This window comes from Algoriphagus boritolerans DSM 17298 = JCM 18970 (genome assembly GCF_900108085.1).
Taxonomy (GTDB): Bacteria; Bacteroidota; Bacteroidia; order Cytophagales; family Cyclobacteriaceae; genus Algoriphagus; species Algoriphagus boritolerans.
The window spans coordinates 1-22,739 of the sequence record NZ_FNVR01000015.1; the positions used below are offsets into that span (position 1 = coordinate 1).

The following is a 22,739-nucleotide window of genomic DNA, read 5'->3' on the forward strand; positions in this document are numbered from 1 at the left end:
TTAAAACCAAAGATGAAGCGGGAGCTTATCTTTCTTATTGGTGTGATCTAGTAGAAGAATCCAAGATTTTTCCATTCATGCAAGCCGCCAAAACTTTGAAAGCGCACTGGTTCGGAATAGTGAGTTATTCAGAAACAAATCTGAATAATGGTATTTTGGAAGGAATAAACTCAAAAATTCAACTCGCTAAAAAAAGAGCCAGAGGATACAGAAATATCCAAAACTTCATCAATATGATTTATTTTATAGTTGGTAACCTCAAATTCGATTACCCACGGTATTCCATTTAGAACCTTATTTTTGTCGATCATTGATTTATCTGAGAATGTCTTAGTTTCCTGAAGTCCACCCCAAGACAATGCCATGGCATCTGTTTTTCTTATCCCATATCTTTCAACTAAAATCTGACTAAGAATACCGATATATTCAACTGCCATTTCTTCATGTTATTGAGATTCACTTAAAAAATTATCTAAGTTTAAATATCCTAAATATGCATGGAGAAACTCATGAAAAATAGTAGCTGTAATGTATTCCTTTGAAGAATTTTCTAAAGTTGAATTTATTACAATAGAAAAAGTTCCATATGAATTATTTGAAGAACCACTGAAAAAATGAATACCATCTAATGTGTTATCATCAAGATCAAATGATTCAATTTCTAATCGATAATCCTCATTCTCTTGGAAAATTCCATTTATTAGGCTTGTTATTTCATTTGCAAAATCTGCCGAAACGGCATTTTGGGCTGCGTTCTTAATACATGGATTTTCATCTGAAATTGATATCAAAATTTTTAAAATAGGAAGAGGTACATCTGGAGGATCGTAAGAGCTTGTGCCAGTACTAGAACTATACCATTGAAGCCCATCTCCCCCACAAGTATAGTTGCCTCCGGATGTGGTATTGTCGATCCCATAATCCATGGGACAACTATAAGAAGTTGAACTAGTGGGAGAAAGTGCTTCCACATACCAAGTATTAGTTTCTAAAACATAAGTTATTTGATACCAATCTGTTGTTGTTGTTACTACAGAACACTTGTAGTCTTTGTTTTCAGAATTAATTGATTTACGGTTCCCATCTGCTATTTGCTCTACTTTACGAGAATTAAGAATTTGTCCTTTTTCAATTTCAAAACCAATAAAATAGTGTTCATCATAAGTAAATATATCAACTATTCCGCTCCATTTTTGGTCGATCATTTGATAGTTGATCTCTTTAAAATTTCTTTTAGAGTTTTCTTCGGGATAATACCTTGCTATCAGAGGATCATAACGATTAATTGTTGGGTGCTTGACAAAAAGTATGTTTTGGATCACTCTACTCCTAATTTTCTCCTTGCTTTCCTTTTTAGACTCAGGCCAAGGAAAAAATATTTGTTCATTCTTCAAACTTACTTCAAAAACTTCCCGTCCATCAGGAAAGTAGTAATGGTGAAACTTATCCCAATCGGGTTCCTTTTCAAAAAATGGTAGGATGAGTTCCTGAGATTCGGACCGGAAATTAGAGCCCCTTTCTGGGAGTCTGAGCTTGGTCTTATTTTTTTCAAACCAAGACTTCACCTGTGCAATCTGTGCATTTTCGTTGACCTCGATTTTGGGTGCTTCTGGTTCTTCGACGCATGAGGTTAATAGGAGATTCATAGTGATCAAAAGGACTAGAAAACCTAAAAATCCGAATCTAGTTAGTTTTCTGTACTTGAGGGGGGGCAAATGTGCTTTTCATAAAAAAGGGGTTTTTGGTTGGTAAAAATTTGAATAAAAGATCAAAACGATTTCTTTAAAAGTCAAGAGATACAACTATTTTTTTTATAAAAAAGCCCAAATCTTTCGACTTGGGCTTAACACCTTCAAATTTCTCGCTCCAGCTTTCAGAATTCACTTCCTCTCCAACCCAAAAAATCCCATTCCCCACAATCTCCGTAATCCCCTCCGGTACCTCCAACTGAGTCAGGTAAACCAAAGGAAGCATCAGTTTGCCGTTTTCATTGGAGATTTCTACAGGCATTCCTTCTTGACCAAGAAGTTGGATTGTACTTTCGGCAAACCACTTTTTGAATTTACCACTTTTGACCGGATAGTATTTCCAACCAGCGTCCATGATCGTCAGGTCAAACAAGTCCAGTTTTTCCTCTAAATCCATACACCTCAAATGCGAAACTCCGACTAAATGCGCTGCCGGATGCTTGGTGGCCAAAAGGTATTGCAATCCTTCGTCCAGCGGGTTTTCTGGGGCAGCTGTTAGGAATTTGACCGGATATTGTTCTTCCAGTAGCTGAAGATTTTCTTTTTGATAGGCTTCCGTAGCCAGAATCACGTCGATTTTAATCCCCCAGCTCAAAACCGTTTCCAGGCATTCCTGCCAAACCAACACCGTCGGCACCCACTCCAAGAGCGGTGAAATGATATCGAAAGCCAGTCCCTCAGTATCCAGAATAAACACGGCAGGTTCCTGCTGCTCCTTGACAAAATGATGACTTGACATCAGCTCCAGAGTTTTTGGTAGAAGTTGAAGACGTTTACCGAAGCCAGTTTCCTTAGTTGCGATTCACTCAGGTTTTGGCTTAGCGATTCTAAGATCGAGGGATATTTTCCTGCATTTTCGGCCAAAGGGAAATAAAACGGCAGTCTGCTTTGGTCGGGAAAATTCTTGGTGTAGAAAAAATCAGCGCCAAAGCAGATGGCATCCTCGCTCAGTTTAATTCCATGCAAAATATGCTCAAAAAGGCGCTCGGGAACATCCCGATCCAAGAACTCCCGCAGGAAATTCACACCGATAATTCCGCCCCGATTGATGATTTCCTGGGCAAATTCATCCGTCAGGTTACGTTTGTGATCCCAAAGTGCCCGAAAGTTTGAGTGGCTGGCAATCACCGGAATCGGAAGATGGTGTCGGTCGATATGATTCAGAATTCCTTCTGCCAATAAATCGGAGGTATGCGAAAGGTCAATCGGAATCTTCTTCCCAGCCATGTAGTCGAGCAGTCGCTTGCCATCCTCCTTCAGCCCAACTCCCTCGACGTAATTTCCTCCGCCAAAGCGGTTTTCGGTATGATGAGTCAAACCGATATAGGCAAGTTGACCGACTGTCACGAGCATGCTGTCAAACTGCTTATAGATTTCCGGCCAAGTGGCTTTTTCGGTTCCTAATCCTGCCGCATTTTCAACCGAGGCAATGATGCCGATTCGACCATCGGAAGTTTCCTTTTTCAGAAAATCTGAATCAAACTTTGTTACTGTTTTTTCTTCTTTGCGCAGCAAATCATGGAAAATCTTGGCTTGTTTTCCAGCCATTCTCATGCTGGAGGCATCTACATTGGTGTAGATCGCCATTACCTGCATTCGGACCCCACCTTCCTTCAGCCATGGAAATGCGCAGGCAATTTGGTCTTTGGCAAATGCATCCGCATGGGGAATTGCTGCCAAAAAGGAGAGTAGGTCACAGTGTAGATCGGCGATGGGGTAATTCATGATTTGAAGTGGTTTTGGGCAAAATACGGCAAATTGGATTTAAGATTTACGATTTTTGATTTACGACCTGCTTGAAATAGGATATAGAACAAAAGTCTTTGCTTTTTTTCCAACTTATATTATTACTCTAGCTTGGCCTCGACTTCGCTCGGCCTCCGAACTTATGATTTTATCAGAAAGAGGGAGAGGAAATGCGGCACAGCCGCATTTCCTCTCCCTCTTTCACAATTAAAATCTCCGGTCACCGAGCGAAGTCGAGGTGGAATATGAAATTGTGAATCTGAATTCATTGTAAATAATCCTAATTTCTAGTTCTGGAAATTAATACCCTATCCCAAAAACAATCTAACCTTTGTTTTTATTACCAATACCTATATTTGGAATAATCTTTACTCAAACCAACCCCAAACATGTCCGTTGCAAAGCCTTTTAACTTCAAAAAGTGGATCGATGAAAACCGCCATTTGCTCAAGCCGCCGGTGGGAAACCAGCAGGTGTACAAAGGAAACGACGACTTTATAGTGATGGTCGTTGGTGGTCCTAACAGCCGGAAGGATTACCACTACGATGAAGGCGAGGAGTTTTTCTACCAGTTAGAAGGTGACATCGTGCTCAAGATTATCGAAGACGGAAAGCCTGTCGACATCGAAATTAAGGAAGGGGAAATCTTCCTTCTTCCGGCAAAAGTGCCTCATTCTCCCAGACGGCCAGCTAATACCATCGGCCTGGTGATGGAACGCTACCGCAGACCGGGAGAAAAAGACGGCTTCCTTTGGCACTGTGAAAACTGCGGGGAAAAACTTCACGAAGAATATGTGGAGCTTACCGACATTGTCACCCAACTTCCTCCGATTATGGAGCGGTTTTGGTCTAGCGAAGAACTAAGAACATGTAAAAGCTGTGGGACAAAAATGGAGAAGTAGAGTTGGAAAGTGGTAAAGTGGAAAGGTTGTAAAGTTTACTCTTGGAGTCCTCCAACTTTTCACTTTGCAACCTTCCAATCCTGCAACAAAATCAAAACTCTAAAATGAACCAAAGTCTTTTCCAATTCTCCGAATCTTTTGCCCGTGAAATGGACGCAAAAGACTCACTAGCCCACTTCCGTTCTCGATTTTATTTCCCAAAAGTAAACGGAAAGAAAGCGATCTATTTTTGCGGGAATTCCCTTGGTCTTCAGCCCAAATCAGTAAAAGATTACCTGGAAAAAGAACTCAACAACTGGGCGGATCGGGCTGTGGATGGGCATTTTCATGGAGAAGATGCCTGGTATCATGTGCGGAAAAAGTCCAAACCTGCATTGGCACACATTGTCGGAGCGCAGGAGCATGAAGTCGTGGCGATGAATAACCTATCCGTGAATCTTCACCTGTTGATGGTTTCCTTCTATCGTCCGACTAAAGAGCGATACAAGATTATCGTAGAGGCAGGGGCTTTTCCTTCGGATCAATATATGCTGGAGACTCAAATCAAGTTTCACGGATTGGATCCCAAGGAGGTCTTGGTAGAACTTTCGCCGAGGACAGGTGAATTTACCCTAAGAACGGAGGACATCGTCGCTGAAATCGAAAAGCATGGCGATTCCCTGGCATTGGTCAATATGGCCGGCTTGCAATATTACAGCGGACAGCTTTTTGACATAAAAGCAATTGTGGCTGCTGCGCATTCCGTGGGAGCTTTGGCAGGCTTTGACTTGGCTCATGCGGCAGGAAACGCTGTGTTGAAACTTCACGAGTGGAATGTGGACTTTGCCACTTGGTGCAGCTATAAGTACTTGAATTCCGGGCCTGGAAATGTCTCGGGGATCTTTGTTCACGAGCGCTTTGCGGAGCGGCCTGATTTACCACGTTTTGCAGGGTGGTGGGGTCACGACGAGGGCGAGCGATTTAAAATGGAAAAGGGCTTTGTGCCGATGTACGGCGCAGATGGTTGGCAATTGGCCAATTCCAACGTATTGGCTTTGGCGGTACATCAGGCTTCTTTGGATATTTTTGCGGAAGCAGGAATGGAAAATCTTCGGGCAAAAAGCGAAAAACTTACCGGCTACCTCGAGTTTCTGATCCATGAAATCAGCGGTGAATCAGGTGTTTTGGAAATAATTACCCCAAAAAGCCCAGCCGAAAGAGGTTGTCAGTTATCTTTGTTCATTCATTGCGGCGGCAAAGAAGTCTTCGATGAATGGTATAATCAGGGAGTGGTAGGTGACTGGAGAAATCCAAACGTAATTCGTCTTGCACCTACTCCGCTCTATAACAGTTTCTTGGATGTGTTTCGCTTTGCAAAGATTTTGGAACAATCCCTGAAAAAATTCGCTTAAAGAAGCGTGGGTAAACATATCCGATGAAGAAAAACGAAATTACCATCTTGGGTGCCGGCTTGATCGGCAGTCTAATGGCCATCTACTTCAGACGTCAAGGACTCGAAGTATCGATGTACGACAAGCGTCCTGATAAGCGTAAAAATCCCTATTCCGAAGCTGGCAGATCGATCAATATGGCCCTAAGTCATAGAGGTTGGAAAAGTCTGGAGCAAGTTGGATTGAAAGATAAGGTCATGCCCTTTGCGATTCCGATGTACGGAAGAAGAATCCATGACGAGCATGGAGGTACAACTTTCGTCCCTTACGGCAAAGCAGATCAGGCAATCTATTCCATTTCCAGAGGAAATTTTAATCAATTGCTGGTTGAGGAAGCTGAACGTCTGGGAGCGGAAATCCACTTTGAGCACAAATGCGTTGATGTGAATTTCAGAAGCAATGAGGTAATCCTTGATACCCCTGAGGGAGAAAAGACGCTGACTCCCAATGTCGTGATCGGAGCAGATGGTGCCTATTCTGCCTTGAGATTGTCCATGCAAAAGCAGATCCGCTTCAACTATCGCCAAGAATACATTTCCCATGGCTACAAGGAACTGACCATTCCTGCTACAGCTTCAGGCGAATTTGCCATGGATCCCAATGCCCTGCACATTTGGCCACGCGGGAAATTCATGCTAATTGCTCTTCCAAATCCTGACAAATCCTTCACCTGTACACTTTTTCTTCCTTTTGAAGGGACGAAGGTTTGTTTTGAGAAAATTCAGGATGAAAAAGATCTGGAATCAGTATTCAGAGCTTATTTTGATGATGCCTATCAAGTGATGCCGGATTTGAAAACTGAGTTTTTCAAAAACCCGACAGCAGCCTTGGTAAATATTGAATGCTATCCTTGGGTTCAGGGAAATGCACTTCTTTTAGGTGATGCCTCGCACGCGATGGTTCCCTTCTATGGACAGGGGATGAATTGCGGTTTTGAGGATTGCTCCATTTTGAATGGGCTGATTGAAAAACTCGGTACGAATTCTTGGGACTTGGTATTTGAAAAATTCCAGAAAAAAAGGAAGCCGGATACTGATGCGATCTGTCAGCTTGCGATGGAAAACTTCATCGAAATGCGTGATTCCGTCTCCAGTCCCAAGTTTTTGCTCCGCAAAAAAATCGAAGCCAAGCTGCATGAACTCTATCCAAAGGAATGGATTCCACTATATACGATGGTGACCTTTACTGATATGAGTTATGCCGAAGCCTATGCGCAAGGCAAACTTCAAGAGGCCATTATGAATAAAGTAATGGCTAGTCCCCTGATCACAGAAAATTGGGATAAACTGGACTACGAGGATATCATCAATCAGATGGAAACAGCAAAAGCGGTGTAATAGCCGCTTTTTTTGTTTTTCCCGCAGATTAGCACAGAAAAAGACACAGATTTTCTGGAATTACAAAAAGAACTGATTTCCAGAAATGATTTTTTTCAACCAAAATGTTTTAGCAGCAAGAGAAATCAGGTTTGGGAGAAATCCGTTAAATTGAAATTGAATGTAGAAACCATGGATATCCAGACTAAAAAAAATCTGATAACGGCAATTCTTCAAACCTCGGATGATGAAATTCTGAATGAGATCAAGAAATTGTTGAAAATTGAAGACACGTACGATTTCTGGGATGAGTTAACTGAAGAAGATCAGTTAGCAATAAATGAAGGAATAAGACAACTGGATCAAGGAAAGAGCATTTCGCATGAAGAAGTGAAAGAGCTAATGAAAAGCAAATTCAATTTTTAGCCTTGCCTTTAAAAATAAAATATTCGCTTAGTGCACTAGATGAGCAAATCCAACTCTTGGAGTATATCATTAAGAATTTTGGTGTTAACAAAGGCAATGAGATCTACCAGAGAATTGAAAATACGCTAGAATTGATAGCTGAAAATCCCGAAATGTTTCCTACTTCTCTCAAAAAGCCAGAATTGAGGAAATGTGTTTTCAGCAGGCAAACAAGTATTTATTACAGGATTAAGGAGGATTATATTGAAATTGTGAGTTTTAGACCCAATGGAATTGACCCCAAGAAGTTTAAGCTTTAGCCAAAATCTCAAGAAAAATTCTTTTGAGAAAATAGTAAAAATTTCTTCAGGCTCAATTATTTACAAATCAAACAAACTCCCACTAGCTCCGGTAGGCTTGATTTTCAAATGTTTATACGCCAATTCGGTAGCCATTCGGCCTCTGGAAGTTCGCTTTAGGTAGCCTTCCTGTATTAAAAACGGTTCATACACTTCCTCGATCGTCTCCGCTTCTTCTCCACAAGCGGTAGCGATGGTGCTTAGACCAACCGGTCCGCCTTTGAATTTTTCGATGATAGTAAGCAAAATTCTGTTATCCATTTCATCCAAGCCATTTTCATCCACATCCAATGCGTTAAGGGCGATTTTGGCGATTTCCAGCGTGATGGTTCCATTGCCTTTTACTTCGGCAAAATCCCGTGTTCGGCGAAGCAGCATATTGGAAATACGGGGCGTTCCCCGGCTTCTTCGCGCCAGTTCATAAGCTGCCACTTCATCGATTGGCGTTTGCAAAATACCGGCGGATCGGATTACGATATCTGTCAACAATTTGGCATCGTAGTATTCCAACCTTGAATTGATCCCGAATCGGGCCCGAAGCGGAGAAGTCAGCAAACCTGACCGGGTAGTCGCACCGATCAAGGTGAAAGGACTCAAGGAAATCTGAACCGACCTTGCATTTGGACCTGAATCCAGCATGATATCAATCCGGAAATCTTCCATGGCCGAATACAAGTATTCCTCCACAATCGGATTCAATCGGTGGATTTCATCAATGAAAAGCACGTCGCCTTCTTCCAGATTCGTAAGAAGTCCTGCCAGATCGGAGGGTTTGTCGAGTACCGGGCCAGAGGTGATTTTGATCCCTGCATGGAGCTCATTTGCAATGATATTGCTGAGGGTGGTCTTACCCAAACCCGGAGGACCATGCAAGAGGACATGATCCAAAGGTTCCTTCCGCATTTTAGCTGCATGAACGAAGACTTTGAGGTTTTCGATGATCTTGGCCTGCCCGGTAAAATCATCAAAACTCAACGGACGCAATGCCCGCTCAAATTCTCGGTCTTTAGGGCTGAGTTGTTCCTCGTCTCCTTTCAGGTAATCTTCTCTCATGTTTTTTTGTATCCAGACAAATATAAACAAAACCCGAAGCGATGAACTTTTCAATTAAGGTCACACTGACAAAATTGCCCTAAATTCGCGTCATAAATTGACTTCAATGAATCCCAACGCCAGAAAAAACATCATTTATTCCCTTGTCCTTTTCGCCATGTTGTTATTGGTATATGCCTGGCGGAGCAGAGAACCTAAGTCGGAGGGGAAAGTTGCCATCGATAAGGTGTCTGGGTCTGTTTCTTTTGTTGGCAAAACGATGGGTGTTGACTATCGGGTGAGCTATTTGGATGAGGGAAATCGGAATTTTCAAAGCTCGATTGATTCTTTATTGAATGCATTTAATCTGAGTATTTCCGGCTATGAACCTACATCCGAGGTCAATCGGCTGAATCTGGTGGACACCTTACTAAATCCATCCCAAACCTTGGTAGAGGTCCTTCAGGAGGCAAACCGAATGTATGATTTGACCTCGGGAGCGATTGACCCAACTCAAGGGCCGATAGAACGAATCTGGAACTTTTCCACGTCAGGGGCCCAACTGGCAGATAGTACGGATGTCAGAGTTTTCCAGTCTTTGGTAGGACTGAAAAAGATTAGCGTCACGGATTCAGTGATCCGAAAAATAACCCGAGGTATGATCCTTGATTTTTCGAAATCTGCTAAAGGAATTGCGCTTGACAGGATAGGAGAATTTTTGGAGGCCAAAAAAGTTAAAAATTTCTTGGTGCAAATCGGGGGAGAAAATCTCGCCAAAGGAGTGAATGAACAAGGGGAGCTTTGGAAAATCGGTCTAAATTACCTAGGCGACAGCCTTGGCAAAAAAGCTCAAGGTGTAGTAGCACTTCAGAATCAGGCCATCTCCACGGCCGGTAATTTTGAACAATTTTATACCCGCGATTCGCTCAAATTGACATTTCAAGTGGATCCGAGGACCGGTTATCCAGTGACAAATGGCCTTTTGAGTGCGACTGTAATCAGTTTGGACGCCAAGACTGCCGACGCCCTTGCCGATGCATTATTGGTAATGGGTAGGAGTCAGGCTATACAATTGGATTCTATCCGGAATGACATACAGATGATTTTGATTTTCAATGAGCGCGGAGGAAAAATGAAACAATATGTCAGCCCGGACTTAGAGCCGTTTTTATCCTTTCCGATAAAATAATTTGCCTAAATGCAACATTATTGAATTTTCTTATCTTTGCGACGGTTATCACCTGCGAAGCATTTTTCCAAAGTAAGGAAAAGCTGAAACATACTCATGGGAATAAATTTTCTGCTTCTTTTCTTCACTGCAATGATTGCGGGTTTGCTGGTATTTATATTTCCCTCCTTTCGGGAGAAGTATTTTAAATTGTTGCTGGTATTTGCCGGTTCCTATCTTTTCTCCATTACGATTCTTCATATCATTCCCGAGCTGTTTGACAGCGGCTACACCAGTACCCGTATGGGGCTTTATATCTTGATCGGGTTTTTATTCCAGCAGATTTTGGAGTTTTGGTCCAGTGGAATTGAGCATGGACATATCCATAAGCATCAAAGCGAGACTTCAAAGGGAGTTTGGACACTGATGCTGGGCTTGTTTATTCACGCCTTCCTGGAAGGGACGCTACTATCTCATGGAAGTGCCATTGCTGAGGAATCCTTGGTTTCTGGACATTCTCACAGCGATAAGACGGTGCTTTTAGGAATTATAATGCACAAAGGTCCCGCAGCTTTTGCCTTGGCGGCAGTATTGTATTCTTCTTTGAGTAAAAAATGGACAATTCTATTGTTGATACTTTTTGCCTTGGCATCGCCAATGGGGATGTACTCCAGTGCGTTTTTTATTGATCAAGGATTGCTCTCCAAAGAGGGTGTCGGGCTGCTATATGGTTTGGTGACAGGTGGATTTTTGCATATTTCGACTACAATATTTTTCGAAAGTAGCCCGCATCACAAATTTCAGATGAATAAGCTTTTGGTTACTTTTTTTGCTGCCGGATTGGCGATTGCATCGGAATATTTGATGTGATTTTCATTTTTCAGCAATCGCAGTTCATTCTTCCATTCTTTCCAGGTGAGGCGTTGAAAAATTGATTCCGTGCTTACAGATTTCAAAAATCTTTAGCTTTTCATGGAAAAACATTTGGTTTCTGTCAGCAGATTCAAGTATTTCATTTTTGAATCAGAATCCGAAAATTTCTATTCCTAAAATGACATTTCTACAATCATTTTATCTCTTTTTATCCTAAACCCCAACTAATCATGCCTAATTCTTCCGGAAGAATGACCGAATATTGGAAGAAAAACCTTCGGACACTTTGGATCCTACTTTCAATTTGGTTTGTAGTGTCATTTGGGTTCGGGATAATTCTGGTCGAGCCGCTAAATCAACTAAAAATCGGAGGATATCCACTCGGCTTTTGGTTTGCACAGCAGGGTTCGATCTTTGTTTTTATCATCCTGATATTTGTGTATGTAGCGAGGATGAATAAGCTGGACAAGGAATTTGACGTCAACGAAGATTAATTTCTGAAAATGGATATTCTTACTTGGACGTATATACTCGTCGGACTTTCTTTTGCAGTCTATATTGGAATTGCGATTTGGACCCGCGCCGGTTCGACCAATGAGTTTTACATAGCAGGAGGGGGCGTTTCCCCACTTGCCAATGGTATGGCAACAGCGGCGGATTGGATGTCAGCAGCGTCGTTTATTTCCATGGCGGGTTTGATCTCATTCTCAGGTTATGACGGCTCAGTTTACCTGATGGGCTGGACGGGGGGCTATGTGTTGTTGGCGCTTTTGCTGGCACCGTACCTCAGGAAGTTTGGCAAATTTACCGTACCTGACTTTGTAGGAGATCGGTATTATTCCAATAAAGCCCGTGTGGTAGCCGTGATTTGTGCGCTGTTTATTTCTTTTACCTATGTCGCGGGTCAAATGCGAGGTGTAGGAATTGTATTTTCTCGCTACTTGGAAATCCCGATCGAATGGGGCGTAGTGATTGGGATGTGTATTGTCTTTTTTTATGCGGTTTTGGGTGGAATGAAGGGTATCACTTACACCCAAGTGGCGCAGTTTTGTGTGCTGATATTCGCCTACATGGTTCCTGCTATTTTCATCTCCATGCAGCTGACAGGGAATCCCATCCCTCAATTGGGATTGGGTAGTAGTGTGGCAGATGGGACACCCCTTTTGGCAAAGCTTGATGGAGTACTCGCTGATTTGGGTTTTGCAGAATACACAGCAGGCAGAAAAGGCATGGCCGATCTGTTTATGATTACGCTTGCCCTGATGGTCGGCACGGCCGGTTTGCCGCATGTAATTGTGCGATTTTTCACAGTTCCAAGGGTCAAAGATGCCCGACTTTCGGCAGGATATGCTTTGGCGTTTATTGCGATTTTGTACACAACTGCTCCGGCGGTGGCTGCTTTTGGCATCTACAATGCGATCAATTCCACTTCGGAAAAGAACATTTCAGAATTACCTGTTTGGGTTCAGAATTGGCAAAAAACCAGTCTCATCCAAGTTGACGATAAAAATGGGGACGGCAAAGTGCAATACCTCGCCGATCCATCTGCCAATGAACTGACCATCGACAAAGACATCATGGTCTTGGCCAGTCCCGAAATCGCAAATCTTCCCAATTGGGTGGTGGGATTGGTAGCTGCCGGAGCAATGGCAGCAGCGCTTTCCACTGCTGCGGGATTACTTTTGGTTATTTCTACTTCAGTTTCCCGTGATTTGGTCAAGACTTTTAATCCCGGGATTTCGGAGAAAAAGGAACTTCGAATCGCCCGATTTGCTGCCGCCGGGGCCGTGATTTTTGCGGGTTACTTTGGAGTTAATCCTCCGGGATTTGTTGCAGAAGTAGTCGCTTTTGCCTTTGGATTAGCCGCTGCTTCCTTTTTCCCGGTGATTATTCTTGGGATATTTTCCACCAAAATAAATAAGGAAGGCGCTATCGCCGGCATGATTTCAGGATTGATTTTTACCCTGGGTTATATCACCTATTTCAAGTTTATCAGTCCTGAAATGAATAACTTAGACCATTGGTGGTTTGGAATTTCTCCGGAAGGAATAGGCTCTATTGGCATGATGATCAATTTCGTGATGTGCTTCGCTGTTTCGAAATTCACACCCGCCCCACCCCAACATGTCCAAGACCTGATCCAGGAAATCCGGATTCCAAAAGGGGCAGGATCAGCTCAAAATCATTAGAAATTCAGTACCCAAAAACCTTACTTAATCATGAGTGACCGATTACATACCCTCAGCGGATACCTTTATGAATACCAGAAAAGTGTAGCTCAACCTGAAGAATTCTGGGCAAGGATAGCAGACTCCTTTCACTGGCGAAAGCGCTGGGACAATGTCCTGGAGTGGAATTTTGATGGCCCGGATGTGAAGTGGTTTGTGAATGCCAAGCTCAACATCACCGAAAATATTTTTGAGCGTCACCTCTATACCATTGGGGATCGCCCTGCGATCATCTGGGAGCCAAGTGAACCCACTGAACCTATCCGAACGATCACTTATCGGGAGCTTTTTGTGGAAGTCTGCAAGTTTGCAAATGTGCTGAAAAGCAGAGGAATTGAAAAAGGGGATCGAGTGATCATCTACATGCCCATGGTACCGGAAGCAGCCATTGCGATGCTTGCCTGTGCCAGAATCGGGGCCATTCATTCGGTGGTTTTTGCGGGCTTTTCCAGTACTGCTTTGGCAGATCGGGTGATTGATTGCCAGGCTAAAGCACTATTGACCTCAGACGGGAATTATCGGGGTAATAAGAAAATCGGGGTGAAATCCGTGGTCGATGAAGCGCTGGAAAAATCAACTGTGGAAACCGTAATCGTCTACAAACGAACCGGTCAGGAAGTTACGATGAAAGAGGGCCGGGATTTCTGGTGGCATGAGGTCATGGAAGGCCAGTCAGAAAAGAATGTGGCAGAAGAAATGGACAGCGAAGACATGCTGTTCATCCTCTACACATCCGGCTCCACTGGGAAGCCAAAAGGCGTGGTCCATACCATTGGTGGCTACATGGTTTATACCAAATATTCCTTTGACAATGTCTTCCAATACGATGCTGGTGATGTGTATTGGTGCACGGCGGATATTGGATGGATTACCGGCCATTCCTACATTGTCTATGGGCCGTTACTGGCCGGAGCGACCACTTTAATGTTTGAGGGAGTACCTACCTATCCTACCCCAAGTCGCTTCTGGGAAGTGATTGAAAAACACAAAGTCAACGTCTTCTACACTGCACCTACCGCCATTCGAGCGCTGCAAGCCTTCGGTACTGACCCAGTTCATGGACACGATTTGAGCTCACTCAAAGTACTCGGATCTGTCGGCGAGCCAATCAATGAGGAAGCTTGGCATTGGTATCATAACCATATTGGGAAAGGAAAATGTCCAATCGTCGATACCCGGTGGCAAACTGAAACTGGTGGTATTTTGATTTCTCCTCTAGCAGGAATTACACCCACAAAGCCAGCTTACGCTACTTTGCCTTTGCCGGGAATTCAACTTTGCATTGTGGATCCGGAGGGAAAAGAACTCAAAGGAAATTCAGTAGAGGGCAATCTCTGCATCAAATTCCCTTGGCCATCGATGATCCGAACTACTTATGGAGATCACGAGCGTTGCAAACAGACCTACTTTTCTACTTACAAGGGGATGTACTTCACCGGAGACGGTGTCAAGCGTGACCACGACGGGTACTACAGAATCCTGGGTCGGGTAGATGATGTGATCAATGTGTCCGGTCATCGAATGGGGACCGCAGAAGTAGAAAATGCGATCAACGAGCATCCAAAAGTCATCGAATCCGCGGTGGTTGGCTATCCTCATGAAGTCAAAGGTCAGGGCATCTATGCTTATGTGATCTGTGACATGACCAATCGCACCGAGGACAACCTGATCAATGAGATCAAAGAGATGGTTTCCAAAATTATCGGTCCGATCGCCAAGCCAGACAAGATTCAGATTGTGCCGGGACTTCCAAAAACCCGCTCTGGAAAGATAATGCGAAGAATCCTTAGAAAAGTAGCTGAAGGCAGTCTGGACAGCATGGGCGACACCAGTACCTTGCTCGATCCCGATGTGGTAGAAAAGATCATTGAGGGTAGAAAGTAGGGGAGTTAGGAGGCAAGGAAGTTTGGAAGCTGGGGAGTTTTTGGTTGAGCTCACCAATATTTCTACATTTTAAATTTCTAGCCTCTTTTTTCTTTACTCTGAACCTGATCCTAAATCTAGATACTAGATACTTTCAAAATGTCCAACGTCATTGTCAATCGGGTCGCTGAGTTTCTGAAACGATTCCCTCCTTTTTCTTTTTTGGGAAAGGAGGATTTGACGCGTGTGGCTCAAAGTGTGGAGATTCAATTTTTAGAAAAAGGCGAGATGCTGTTTCGACAAGGTGAGGCTGCAAGGCCTCATTTTTTTATACTGAAAGAAGGATTGATTCAGCTCGTTGAAAATTCACCGAAGGGTGAGCAAATCCGCGAAGTTTGCGATGAGGGTGATGTGTTTGGAGTCTTGGCATTATTGGGAAAGCGGCCTTATGTTCTGACTTCCAAAGTCATCGAGAACAGCCTGATTTACGCTATTCCTGTTGCTGTTTTTGAGAAAATTCTGGAAGAAAACAGTAGGGTTGCACTCTTTTTTGCAGCAGGTTTTGCAGCAGGTCAGGTGGTCGTCAGACAGGATCTTTCTCAGGGACAAAAAGCTCGGGGGGAATTCAAAAAAGACTCGGGAGATCATTCCTTGCTGATCTTTTCCGATCAATCCGCGGTAATTTTTTCCGAAAAAGTAGTATGCTGTTCTCCCGATACAGCCATTCAAAGTGCAGCAAAAGAAATGGCGCAGGCACAGGTAAGCAGTATCGTTATTTGTGATGAAAATAAATTCCCCGTAGGAATACTTACCGACAAAGACCTGAGAACTCGGGTTTTGGCGGCGGGGATTTCTCCTGAAAATCCTGTCTCCCAAGTCATGACCAGTCCGGTGATCACTCGCAATAAGCAAGACGGATTTTCCAACCTATACCTGACCATGATTCGTCATCGACTTCATCACTTGGTGCTGACGGAAGACGGTTCGGATCAAAGTGCGGTTTGCGGGATTATCTCTGATCACGATGTATTTCTTTCGATGGGTAACAGTCCGGCGGTACTGATTCACGCCTTGATGAATACCCTGGAGGTAGTCGAGATGCGAAAGATTCGAGATCGTGCCGAGCAGATGCTGGGATATTATCTGGAAAATGAAGTCTCCATGGAATTTGTAGCTTCAGTGATGACTGAGATCAATGATGTAATCATCCGACAAGCTTTGGAAATCGTCAAAGACCAACTCAAGGCAGTCTATCCTGAAATGATGGGAATTCGTTTTTGCTTCCTTTCCATGGGAAGTGAAGGCAGAGCAGAGCAGCTACTCAGAACAGATCTGGACAATGCTATTTTGTATGAAGATGTAGCTCAAAACCTTAAATCTAGAGCTGTTGAATATTTTCAGAAGTTAGGTGAAGGCGTTGTTGAAGTTCTTTTGGCTTGTGGGTTTGATCCCTGTCCGGGCAAAATCATGGCGAGTAACCCGGAGTGGGTTCAGCCACTTACGGTCTGGAAATCTTATTTCACAGAGTGGATCCTTCATCCTTCTCCGGAAGCATTGATGAAGGTTTCGATCTTTTTTGATTTCCGGTCAGTAGCCGGTAGTAAGGCATTGGCGGAAGAACTTTCAGCCCATATCTATCAGGAGATAGGCAAAAAGCAGGTGTTTCTGAACTTTTTGGCCCTCAATGCGATGAAGAATCCGCCTCCGCTTGGATTCTTCAGAGACTTTGTCCTGGAGCGATCCGGCGAAAATCGGGATCAGTTTGACATCAAGCTCCGGGCGATGTTGCCTTTGACTGATTTGGCAAGATTGCTTGTGCTTAGTCATCAAATCGTCGGAATCAACAATACCTTCCGAAGGTTTGAGAAGTTGGCAGAGCTCGAGCCTGCCAATGCGGAGCTTTTTTCACAAGCTGGCAAAGCCTATGAAATTCTGATGCGGATGCGTGCCTTGGAAGGAATGCAAAGCAAAAGCAATGGCCGATTTATCAAGCCAAGATCGCTGGGAAAACTTCAGCGGCAATTATTGAAAAATGCCTTTGTGCCTATTTCCGAGCTGCAGGAAATTGTCAATATTCGGTTTCAGTTAGACTATTTTAGACGATGAGCTGGTGGGAATTTTGGAAACCGAAGACCGAGCGGCTTGACTTCATTCGGGATTTTTTGGAAGTCAATCAAGACCCCATTCCAAGCATTAGGACGATCAGCCAGCTGAAATTTACCGTTTTGGACACAGAAACGACGGGTTTAGAACCTGCAAAGGACTCGATTTTGTCCTTTGGAGCGGTGAAGATTTCCGATTTGAAAATCCAGATTTCCACAGCTGTTGAATGGTATCCGAAATCAGCGCATAGCATTGGAAAAGCTGCGCAAATTCACGGGTTGGTGGGAATATCGAATCAGATTTCCATCGAGGAATTCATAAAGAAGGTACTTTCTTACCTTGGTAATTCCATCATTGTCGGTCACCACATTGGGTTTGACTTGGAGATGATTGGAAAGCTGCTCAAGCCATTTGGTTTAGAACAACTGCCCAATCCCATGATTGACACTTTGGATCTGGCTATCAGATTGGAACATGGTCCCCGAGCGGACCAAAGAAGGATTTCCATGGGAGCTTACAGTTTGGATGAGCTTTGCAAGCGCTATGGGATTGATCGGGATGACCGGCATACTGCCGGAGGGGATGCTTTTTTGACTGCTCAACTTTTTATTAGGCTTCTCAAATTGGCTGAGAAAAAAGGCATTCGGACTTACAAAGAGTTGATCAGATAGGTTATTTCCAGCCAATCTCCACTTTTCCCCTTGCCTTCAATTGGATCTCAAGGCCGCTTGCTGTTGGATAGAATCCACCAGGAAAGATTTCCAGATCTACTATTTTCAAATCCGCGATTGGGGTTTCAAGGGCCAAACGCTCCTGAATTCCACCCAAACTACTTTCAAGTACTTCCGCCATGGGGAACCGAAGTTTTTGATTCAGCTGACGGATGATTTTGCCTTTTTTCAGCACCGCTGCGGTCTTAGCCTTTTTGCTGTCACTCTCCAGATTAAAATTGACCTGATCAAAAATTAAAATCTGATTTTCACTGTCATAGGTAGGTTTTCCTACCAAAAACAACTGACCGTCTATCTCCTTACCATTACTCTGCACCGCATGGAAATCCATGAGGATGCCCAGCTTTTCACCAAAAGCTCTCGATTTGAAATTTCCGGGCTGGAATATCGTAGTCTTGTTTACCCGGATAGATTGACCTGCAAAATTTTCCCGAAGTAGCTCATCAATTTCAGAATAAGACAAGCGAAGGGGAATCCTGATATCAAGGGAGTTTTCTGTGTTGCTGTTTTCGGTCAGCTTTGGCAAGGGAAAGGGTCGGCTCGGGGTGGCATCGGCCGGATGAGAATTTACCTTCCCTATCATACCCAAGTTGAGGTGGTATGCTCCTGTGGATGAAAAATTTTCAGATAGTTTTACCGAATCCGGCTGAATCGAAAAAGCCATTTTTTTACCCTGAAACTCCACAAATACCGGTTTGCCGACCTGACTCCAAAGCTGCTCGACCAAAGGTTTTAATTTGATCAAATCAGGATTGGAGGTCAGATTCTTTTGAGCATAATCCTGAATTTCTCTGGAGATAAGCTGGCTCAGATCAAGTTCCATTCCGAGGATGCTGAAGGTCATTTTCCCTCCCAAATCCACCAATTCAAATTCGGAAATTCCCATGGACCAGTTTTCGTTGACCTCAGGATTGATCAGAAATACAGGTGTAAATACCTGGTCTAGCGGGATTTTTGACTGAAAAAGATTACGAAGTCCACCGGGTTTCAGACCGACCTCACCGCTCACCCGAATGGGTAACTGAATTCTGACTTTCTGATTATCCTCAACCTGTATCGTAGTCAGGCCATTTTTGGAAAACTTCAAATCACCCATTACTCCATTTCCGAGATCCATTCCTTTTTCCTCAAACAGTACGGGAGGAATACGCTGATTCAGTAAGTTTTCCAGGGTTTGCATTGGGATTTCCACGGGAAGGTTTACTCGGGAATAAGCCGTTGGGAGCGGTATTGGACTTGGGTTTAACGTAGGGTCCAGACTTTTGCAGGCCATAGAAAAGATCAAGGTGACTACGATTAGCTTTGCAAAATGATAGGATAGCGTTCTTTTATTGATTTTCATTGAAGTATTTTCGTTTTCAAAAGGGAACTATTTGCCTCTTGCAACAATTGCCCCAAAAGTAAACAATCACCGATATGAACTGGAACAAATTGACCGAAGCAACTCAAATCGAAGAGATCAAGAGATTGAGTTATGAAAAGCCTGTTTTGATTTTCAAGCATAGCACACGTTGTTCGGTAAGTAGTATGTCTCTGGACAGATTGCTTCGCAACTGGAAAGTGGCTGATCAGGAAAAGGTAACTCCATATTTTTTGGATTTGATTTCTAATCGGTCTCTCTCTAACCAAATCGAGGTTGAATTTGGAATTCCTCATGAATCACCACAAGTGATTCTCATCCGTGATGGTAAGGCTGTTTACAATACCAGTCATTATGGGATTTCTTACCACGAAATTATGGAGCAGATTTAAAATGGAATTTGAATTTTCAAAGTGAAAATCCGCCATTTATCCTGTTAAATATCCGTTCTAATTTTTTAGGGGATCAGGCTTAAACCTTTGTCATTCAGGTTCGGTCAAAGGACTTGAACTTTGATCTGATATGAAAAATTTTACCCTGTTTTTTTTGCTGATTTTCAGTCTTTTAATCAGCTATCTAGCCCATGGTCAACGACCAGTAGGCCCTACTAATACACCGGAGCGAAAACTGACCGGAAAAGTAATCGACGGAGCTGCAAATATTCCCATGATCGGAGCCAACGTTTTGGTAAAGACCGTGACAGATTCACTTCTTCTCGGAACGGTCACAGGGGTAAATGGAGCATTTGAGATCAACCGGCCTGATATTCCTTCCGTCAAGGTCGAGATTACTTTTATTGGATATAAGTCCATATCTATCGTTCACCAAATCAGACAATCGCTAAATCTCGGGGATTTGATCCTTTTGGAGGATACGAAAGTCCTGGGTGAGGTGCTCATCGAAGGCCAGGTCCCAGTCGGAGAGCAACGCGGCGACACCACATCATTTAATGCAAATGCATTTAAAACCCAAACCAATGCACAAGCCGAGGATCTCATTCGAAAGATGCCCGGAATTACCATGCAAAATGGACAAATTCAGGCTCAGGGAGAGCAGGTACAACGGATCCTGGTGGATGGGCGGGAGTTTTTTGGCAATGACCCCAATATCGCCTTACGCAATCTTCCGGCAGATGCCATAGACCGGGTGGAAGTTTTGGATCAGCGATCCGATCAAAGCCGGCTGACTGGATTCGATGATGGAAATTATACCAAGACAATCAATATTATTCTTCGGGAGGACCGTAAAAACGGTTCATTTGGGAGGCTTTATTCAGGATATGGAACCGAGGACAGGTATGCCGCAGGCGGAAGTGTGAATTTCTTTAAAGGGGATCAACGCATTTCGGTTTTGGGGCTTTTCAATAATAACAATCAGCAGAATTTCTCCAGCCAGGATCTTGCCGGAGTGACAGCCAATGCCGGTGGAGGTGGTGGTCCAAGAGGTCCAGGCGGCGGTGGAGGCGGTCGATGGGGCGGTGGCGGAAACAATAATTTCTTTGTGGGTAACACAGGAGGGATTGTTTCTACCAATGCATTGGGTTTAAATTATTCCGACAAATGGGGTCAGAAAGTCAATTTCACGGGAAGCTACTTCTTCAACAATACCACCAACTCGCTGAGACAGATTACCAATCGGGAGACGGTTGTCAATGAAAATTTGCGTCAGCTCTATCAGGAAAATCTGATCAATACCGTGGATAATTACAATCACCGCGCAAATGCCCGAATAGAGGCCGATCTGAATGAGAAAAATTCAATCATCATCACGCCTAATATCTCTTTTCAAACCAACAAGACATTTGGCGACCGCGATGCCTTGACTACTACAAATGGAGGTGATTCGCTTTCTGCATTGCGTTCAATATCAGAGGCTGAGACAATAGCTTTCAATATTTCCAACAACATTACCTACCGATATAAATTTGAGAAAAGGGGAAGAACCTTCTCAACGGACATATTTACGGCTTGGAACAATCGGGACCAATTTTCGACACTCTTAGCGGCAAGTCAGGATTACCAACGAAGTCTCATCGATACTGCAGAGCAGGAGACGAGTTCGCTTAATGAAGGCTTTAATTACCGAATCAATACGACTTGGACTGAGCCACTAGGCGAAAAATCCATCGGAACATTCGGATATCAAATCGCCAACAACAAAACCCGGGCGGATCAAAAAACCCGTGTACTCAATCAGGAAAATTTGTATGTATTGGACACGGCACTTTCCAATGAATTTGACAACAAGTTCATCACGCAGCGACTTCGATCAGGTTATGCTTACAATAACGAGGGATGGAATGTCAACCTAAACCTGGATTACCAAAATGCCCGCTTGGATAATGAAGCCTTTTTCCCGACTGAGGGCGTATTCAAAAGGTCCTTCAACAATATTTTACCCAGCGCGAATCTTAACTACCGAAACCGGGAAACAGGATTTAGCTGGAGAATGCGCTATCGGACAGATACCGACGAGCCAAGTGTAGCAGAGCTTCAAAATGTGGTTAACAACCAAAACCCGCTGAATCTTCGTGTCGGAAATCCTAGTTTGGGGCAAAGCTTCAACCACAACATTTTCTTCAATATCAGCAAAGTGAATTTGGAGAAATCCCGCACACTATTCACGTTTATCAACTATTCCTCGACTAGTGATTACATCGGAAATAATACCTTTCTAGCCACTCAGGACACCCTGATCAATGGGGAGATTCTTCTTCGACCCGGAGGACAAATCACAACTCCTGTTAATCTGGACGGGAACTTCCGAACTTCCCTTTTCTTGACCTACGGTGCACCAATCAAAAAAATCAAAACCCAATTCAACACCAACTCTCGGGTCAGCTTCAACCGGATTCCGGGTATCATCAATGGTGAAAGTAACCTCAATGACAATCTCACGCTCAGTCAGGGGATCACGCTAAGCTCCAATATCAGCCAAAATGTGGACTTCTCGATCAGCTCTTCGGGTTCCTACAACATCGTTAACTCTTCCCTACAGCAAAACCTGGACAATAACTTCTACCAACAGGAATCCAATGCGCGGCTTTATTTTGCCTCCAAAAACGGGAAAGTCTTCATGGGAAATACTGTCGCTCACACGCTTTATTCCGGACTTTCCGAAGGATTCAACCAAAACTTTTTCCTGTGGAATATCGAGGGAGGTTTCCGCTTCGCGAAAAATAACAAGGCCGAACTTAAAGCAGTCGTTTTCGACTTGCTCAATCAGAACAACAGCATCACCCGAACCATATCGGATGTGGCTGTAACAGATGTCTTCACCAACGTGCTGACACGCTACGGGATGATTACGTTCACTTATATCCTTGGCAACTTCAAGCAGCCTGAAGCGCAGCCGGATCGTCCTTGGCAAATGGGAAGACCGGGTGGAGGAAGAACTTGGTAAAAGTTGAAGTCAGAAGTCTGAAAAGGCCCAAGTCGGAAGATTTGGGCTTTTTTATGCAAAAAAAGTAGTTTTT

20 protein-coding genes are annotated in these 22,739 nt (G+C 43.6%); 15 read left to right on the forward strand and 5 right to left on the reverse strand.

Annotated features, from left to right (window positions below):
* The coding region (locus C4S61_RS13155; RefSeq protein WP_146064400.1) for a transposase at positions 1-290 on the forward strand (290 nt) is incomplete at its 5' end.
* A gap of 156 nt (positions 291-446) precedes the next feature.
* Here C4S61_RS13155 and C4S61_RS13160 read toward each other — a convergent pair.
* From C4S61_RS13160 to C4S61_RS13170, 3 genes are all read right to left on the reverse strand, one after another.
* Complete coding sequence (locus tag C4S61_RS13160) at positions 447-1,646, reverse strand: hypothetical protein (RefSeq protein WP_146064401.1); 1,200 nt, start codon at positions 1,644-1,646, stop codon at positions 447-449.
* Positions 1,647-1,782: 136 nt separating this feature from the next.
* Positions 1,783-2,487: a thiamine pyrophosphokinase gene (locus C4S61_RS13165; RefSeq protein WP_200820582.1), complete on the reverse strand. Its 705-nt coding sequence runs from the start codon at positions 2,485-2,487 to the stop codon at positions 1,783-1,785.
* Complete coding sequence (locus tag C4S61_RS13170; RefSeq protein ID WP_103925276.1) at positions 2,487-3,473, reverse strand: dipeptidase; 987 nt, start codon at positions 3,471-3,473, stop codon at positions 2,487-2,489. The genes C4S61_RS13165 and C4S61_RS13170 overlap by 1 nt, the downstream gene beginning before the upstream one ends.
* A 410-nt stretch (positions 3,474-3,883) precedes the next feature.
* Between C4S61_RS13170 and C4S61_RS13175 the strand changes: the two genes are divergently transcribed.
* The 5 genes from C4S61_RS13175 (at position 3,884) to C4S61_RS22665 (ending at position 7,867) form a co-directional block, all read left to right on the forward strand.
* The gene (locus C4S61_RS13175) at positions 3,884-4,396 is read left to right on the forward strand and encodes a 3-hydroxyanthranilate 3,4-dioxygenase (protein ID WP_103925277.1); all 513 of its coding nucleotides are present in this window, start codon (positions 3,884-3,886) and stop codon (positions 4,394-4,396) included.
* Positions 4,397-4,500: 104 nt separating this feature from the next.
* Positions 4,501-5,787 (forward strand): kynureninase, encoded by a 1,287-nt coding sequence (gene kynU, locus C4S61_RS13180; RefSeq protein WP_103925278.1) that lies wholly within the window; start codon positions 4,501-4,503, stop codon positions 5,785-5,787.
* Positions 5,788-5,810: 23 nt separating this feature from the next.
* Positions 5,811-7,163 carry an FAD-dependent oxidoreductase gene (locus C4S61_RS13185; RefSeq protein WP_103925279.1) on the forward strand — a complete coding sequence of 451 codons (1,353 nt, stop codon included), beginning with the start codon at positions 5,811-5,813 and terminating at the stop codon, positions 7,161-7,163.
* A 150-nt stretch (positions 7,164-7,313) separates the two neighbouring features.
* Positions 7,314-7,568, forward strand: coding sequence for a hypothetical protein (locus C4S61_RS13190; RefSeq protein WP_235009981.1), 255 nt, complete (start codon positions 7,314-7,316; stop codon positions 7,566-7,568).
* Positions 7,569-7,570: 2 nt separating this feature from the next.
* Positions 7,571-7,867, forward strand: a complete 297-nt coding sequence (locus tag C4S61_RS22665; protein ID WP_160111247.1) for a type II toxin-antitoxin system RelE/ParE family toxin — start codon at positions 7,571-7,573, stop codon at positions 7,865-7,867.
* Between the two features lie 60 nt (positions 7,868-7,927).
* Here the strand turns inward: C4S61_RS22665 and ruvB are convergent, their stop codons facing one another.
* Entirely contained in the window at positions 7,928-8,959 is a 1,032-nt protein-coding gene (gene ruvB / locus C4S61_RS13200; RefSeq protein ID WP_103925281.1) for a Holliday junction branch migration DNA helicase RuvB, read from the reverse strand.
* A gap of 106 nt (positions 8,960-9,065) precedes the next feature.
* Between ruvB and C4S61_RS13205 the strand changes: the two genes are divergently transcribed.
* The 7 genes from C4S61_RS13205 to C4S61_RS13235 all read left to right on the forward strand — a co-directional run bounded on the left by C4S61_RS13205 (position 9,066) and on the right by C4S61_RS13235 (position 17,844).
* Entirely contained in the window at positions 9,066-10,127 is a 1,062-nt protein-coding gene (locus C4S61_RS13205; protein ID WP_103925282.1) for an FAD:protein FMN transferase, read from the forward strand.
* A 96-nt stretch (positions 10,128-10,223) separates the two neighbouring features.
* A complete protein-coding gene (locus tag C4S61_RS13210; protein ID WP_103925283.1) occupies positions 10,224-10,976 on the forward strand; it encodes a ZIP family metal transporter in 753 nt (250 codons plus the stop codon).
* A 233-nt stretch (positions 10,977-11,209) separates the two neighbouring features.
* Positions 11,210-11,473, forward strand: coding sequence for a DUF4212 domain-containing protein (locus C4S61_RS13215; RefSeq protein WP_103925284.1), 264 nt, complete (start codon positions 11,210-11,212; stop codon positions 11,471-11,473).
* Between the two features lie 9 nt (positions 11,474-11,482).
* A complete protein-coding gene (locus C4S61_RS13220; RefSeq protein WP_103925285.1) occupies positions 11,483-13,168 on the forward strand; it encodes a sodium:solute symporter family protein in 1,686 nt (561 codons plus the stop codon).
* Between the two features lie 30 nt (positions 13,169-13,198).
* Positions 13,199-15,091, forward strand: a complete 1,893-nt coding sequence (acs, locus tag C4S61_RS13225) for an acetate--CoA ligase (protein WP_103925286.1) — start codon at positions 13,199-13,201, stop codon at positions 15,089-15,091.
* 138 nt (positions 15,092-15,229) lie between these two features.
* Positions 15,230-17,176, forward strand: coding sequence for a DUF294 nucleotidyltransferase-like domain-containing protein (locus tag C4S61_RS13230; protein ID WP_103925287.1), 1,947 nt, complete (start codon positions 15,230-15,232; stop codon positions 17,174-17,176).
* The gene (locus C4S61_RS13235; RefSeq protein ID WP_103925288.1) at positions 17,173-17,844 is read left to right on the forward strand and encodes a 3'-5' exonuclease; all 672 of its coding nucleotides are present in this window, start codon (positions 17,173-17,175) and stop codon (positions 17,842-17,844) included. The genes C4S61_RS13230 and C4S61_RS13235 overlap by 4 nt, the downstream gene beginning before the upstream one ends.
* A gap of 1 nt (position 17,845) precedes the next feature.
* Here C4S61_RS13235 and C4S61_RS13240 read toward each other — a convergent pair whose 3' ends face one another.
* Positions 17,846-19,246 carry a DUF4403 family protein gene (locus C4S61_RS13240; protein WP_103925289.1) on the reverse strand — a complete coding sequence of 467 codons (1,401 nt, stop codon included), beginning with the start codon at positions 19,244-19,246 and terminating at the stop codon, positions 17,846-17,848.
* Positions 19,247-19,320: 74 nt separating this feature from the next.
* Here C4S61_RS13240 and ytxJ point away from each other — a divergent pair, with 74 nt between their 5' ends.
* Positions 19,321-19,656, forward strand: a complete 336-nt coding sequence (gene ytxJ / locus C4S61_RS13245; RefSeq protein ID WP_103925290.1) for a bacillithiol system redox-active protein YtxJ — start codon at positions 19,321-19,323, stop codon at positions 19,654-19,656.
* A gap of 130 nt (positions 19,657-19,786) precedes the next feature.
* Positions 19,787-22,666 (forward strand): TonB-dependent receptor, encoded by a 2,880-nt coding sequence (locus C4S61_RS13250; protein WP_103925291.1) that lies wholly within the window; start codon positions 19,787-19,789, stop codon positions 22,664-22,666.
* The last annotated feature ends 73 nt before the right edge of the window (positions 22,667-22,739 follow it).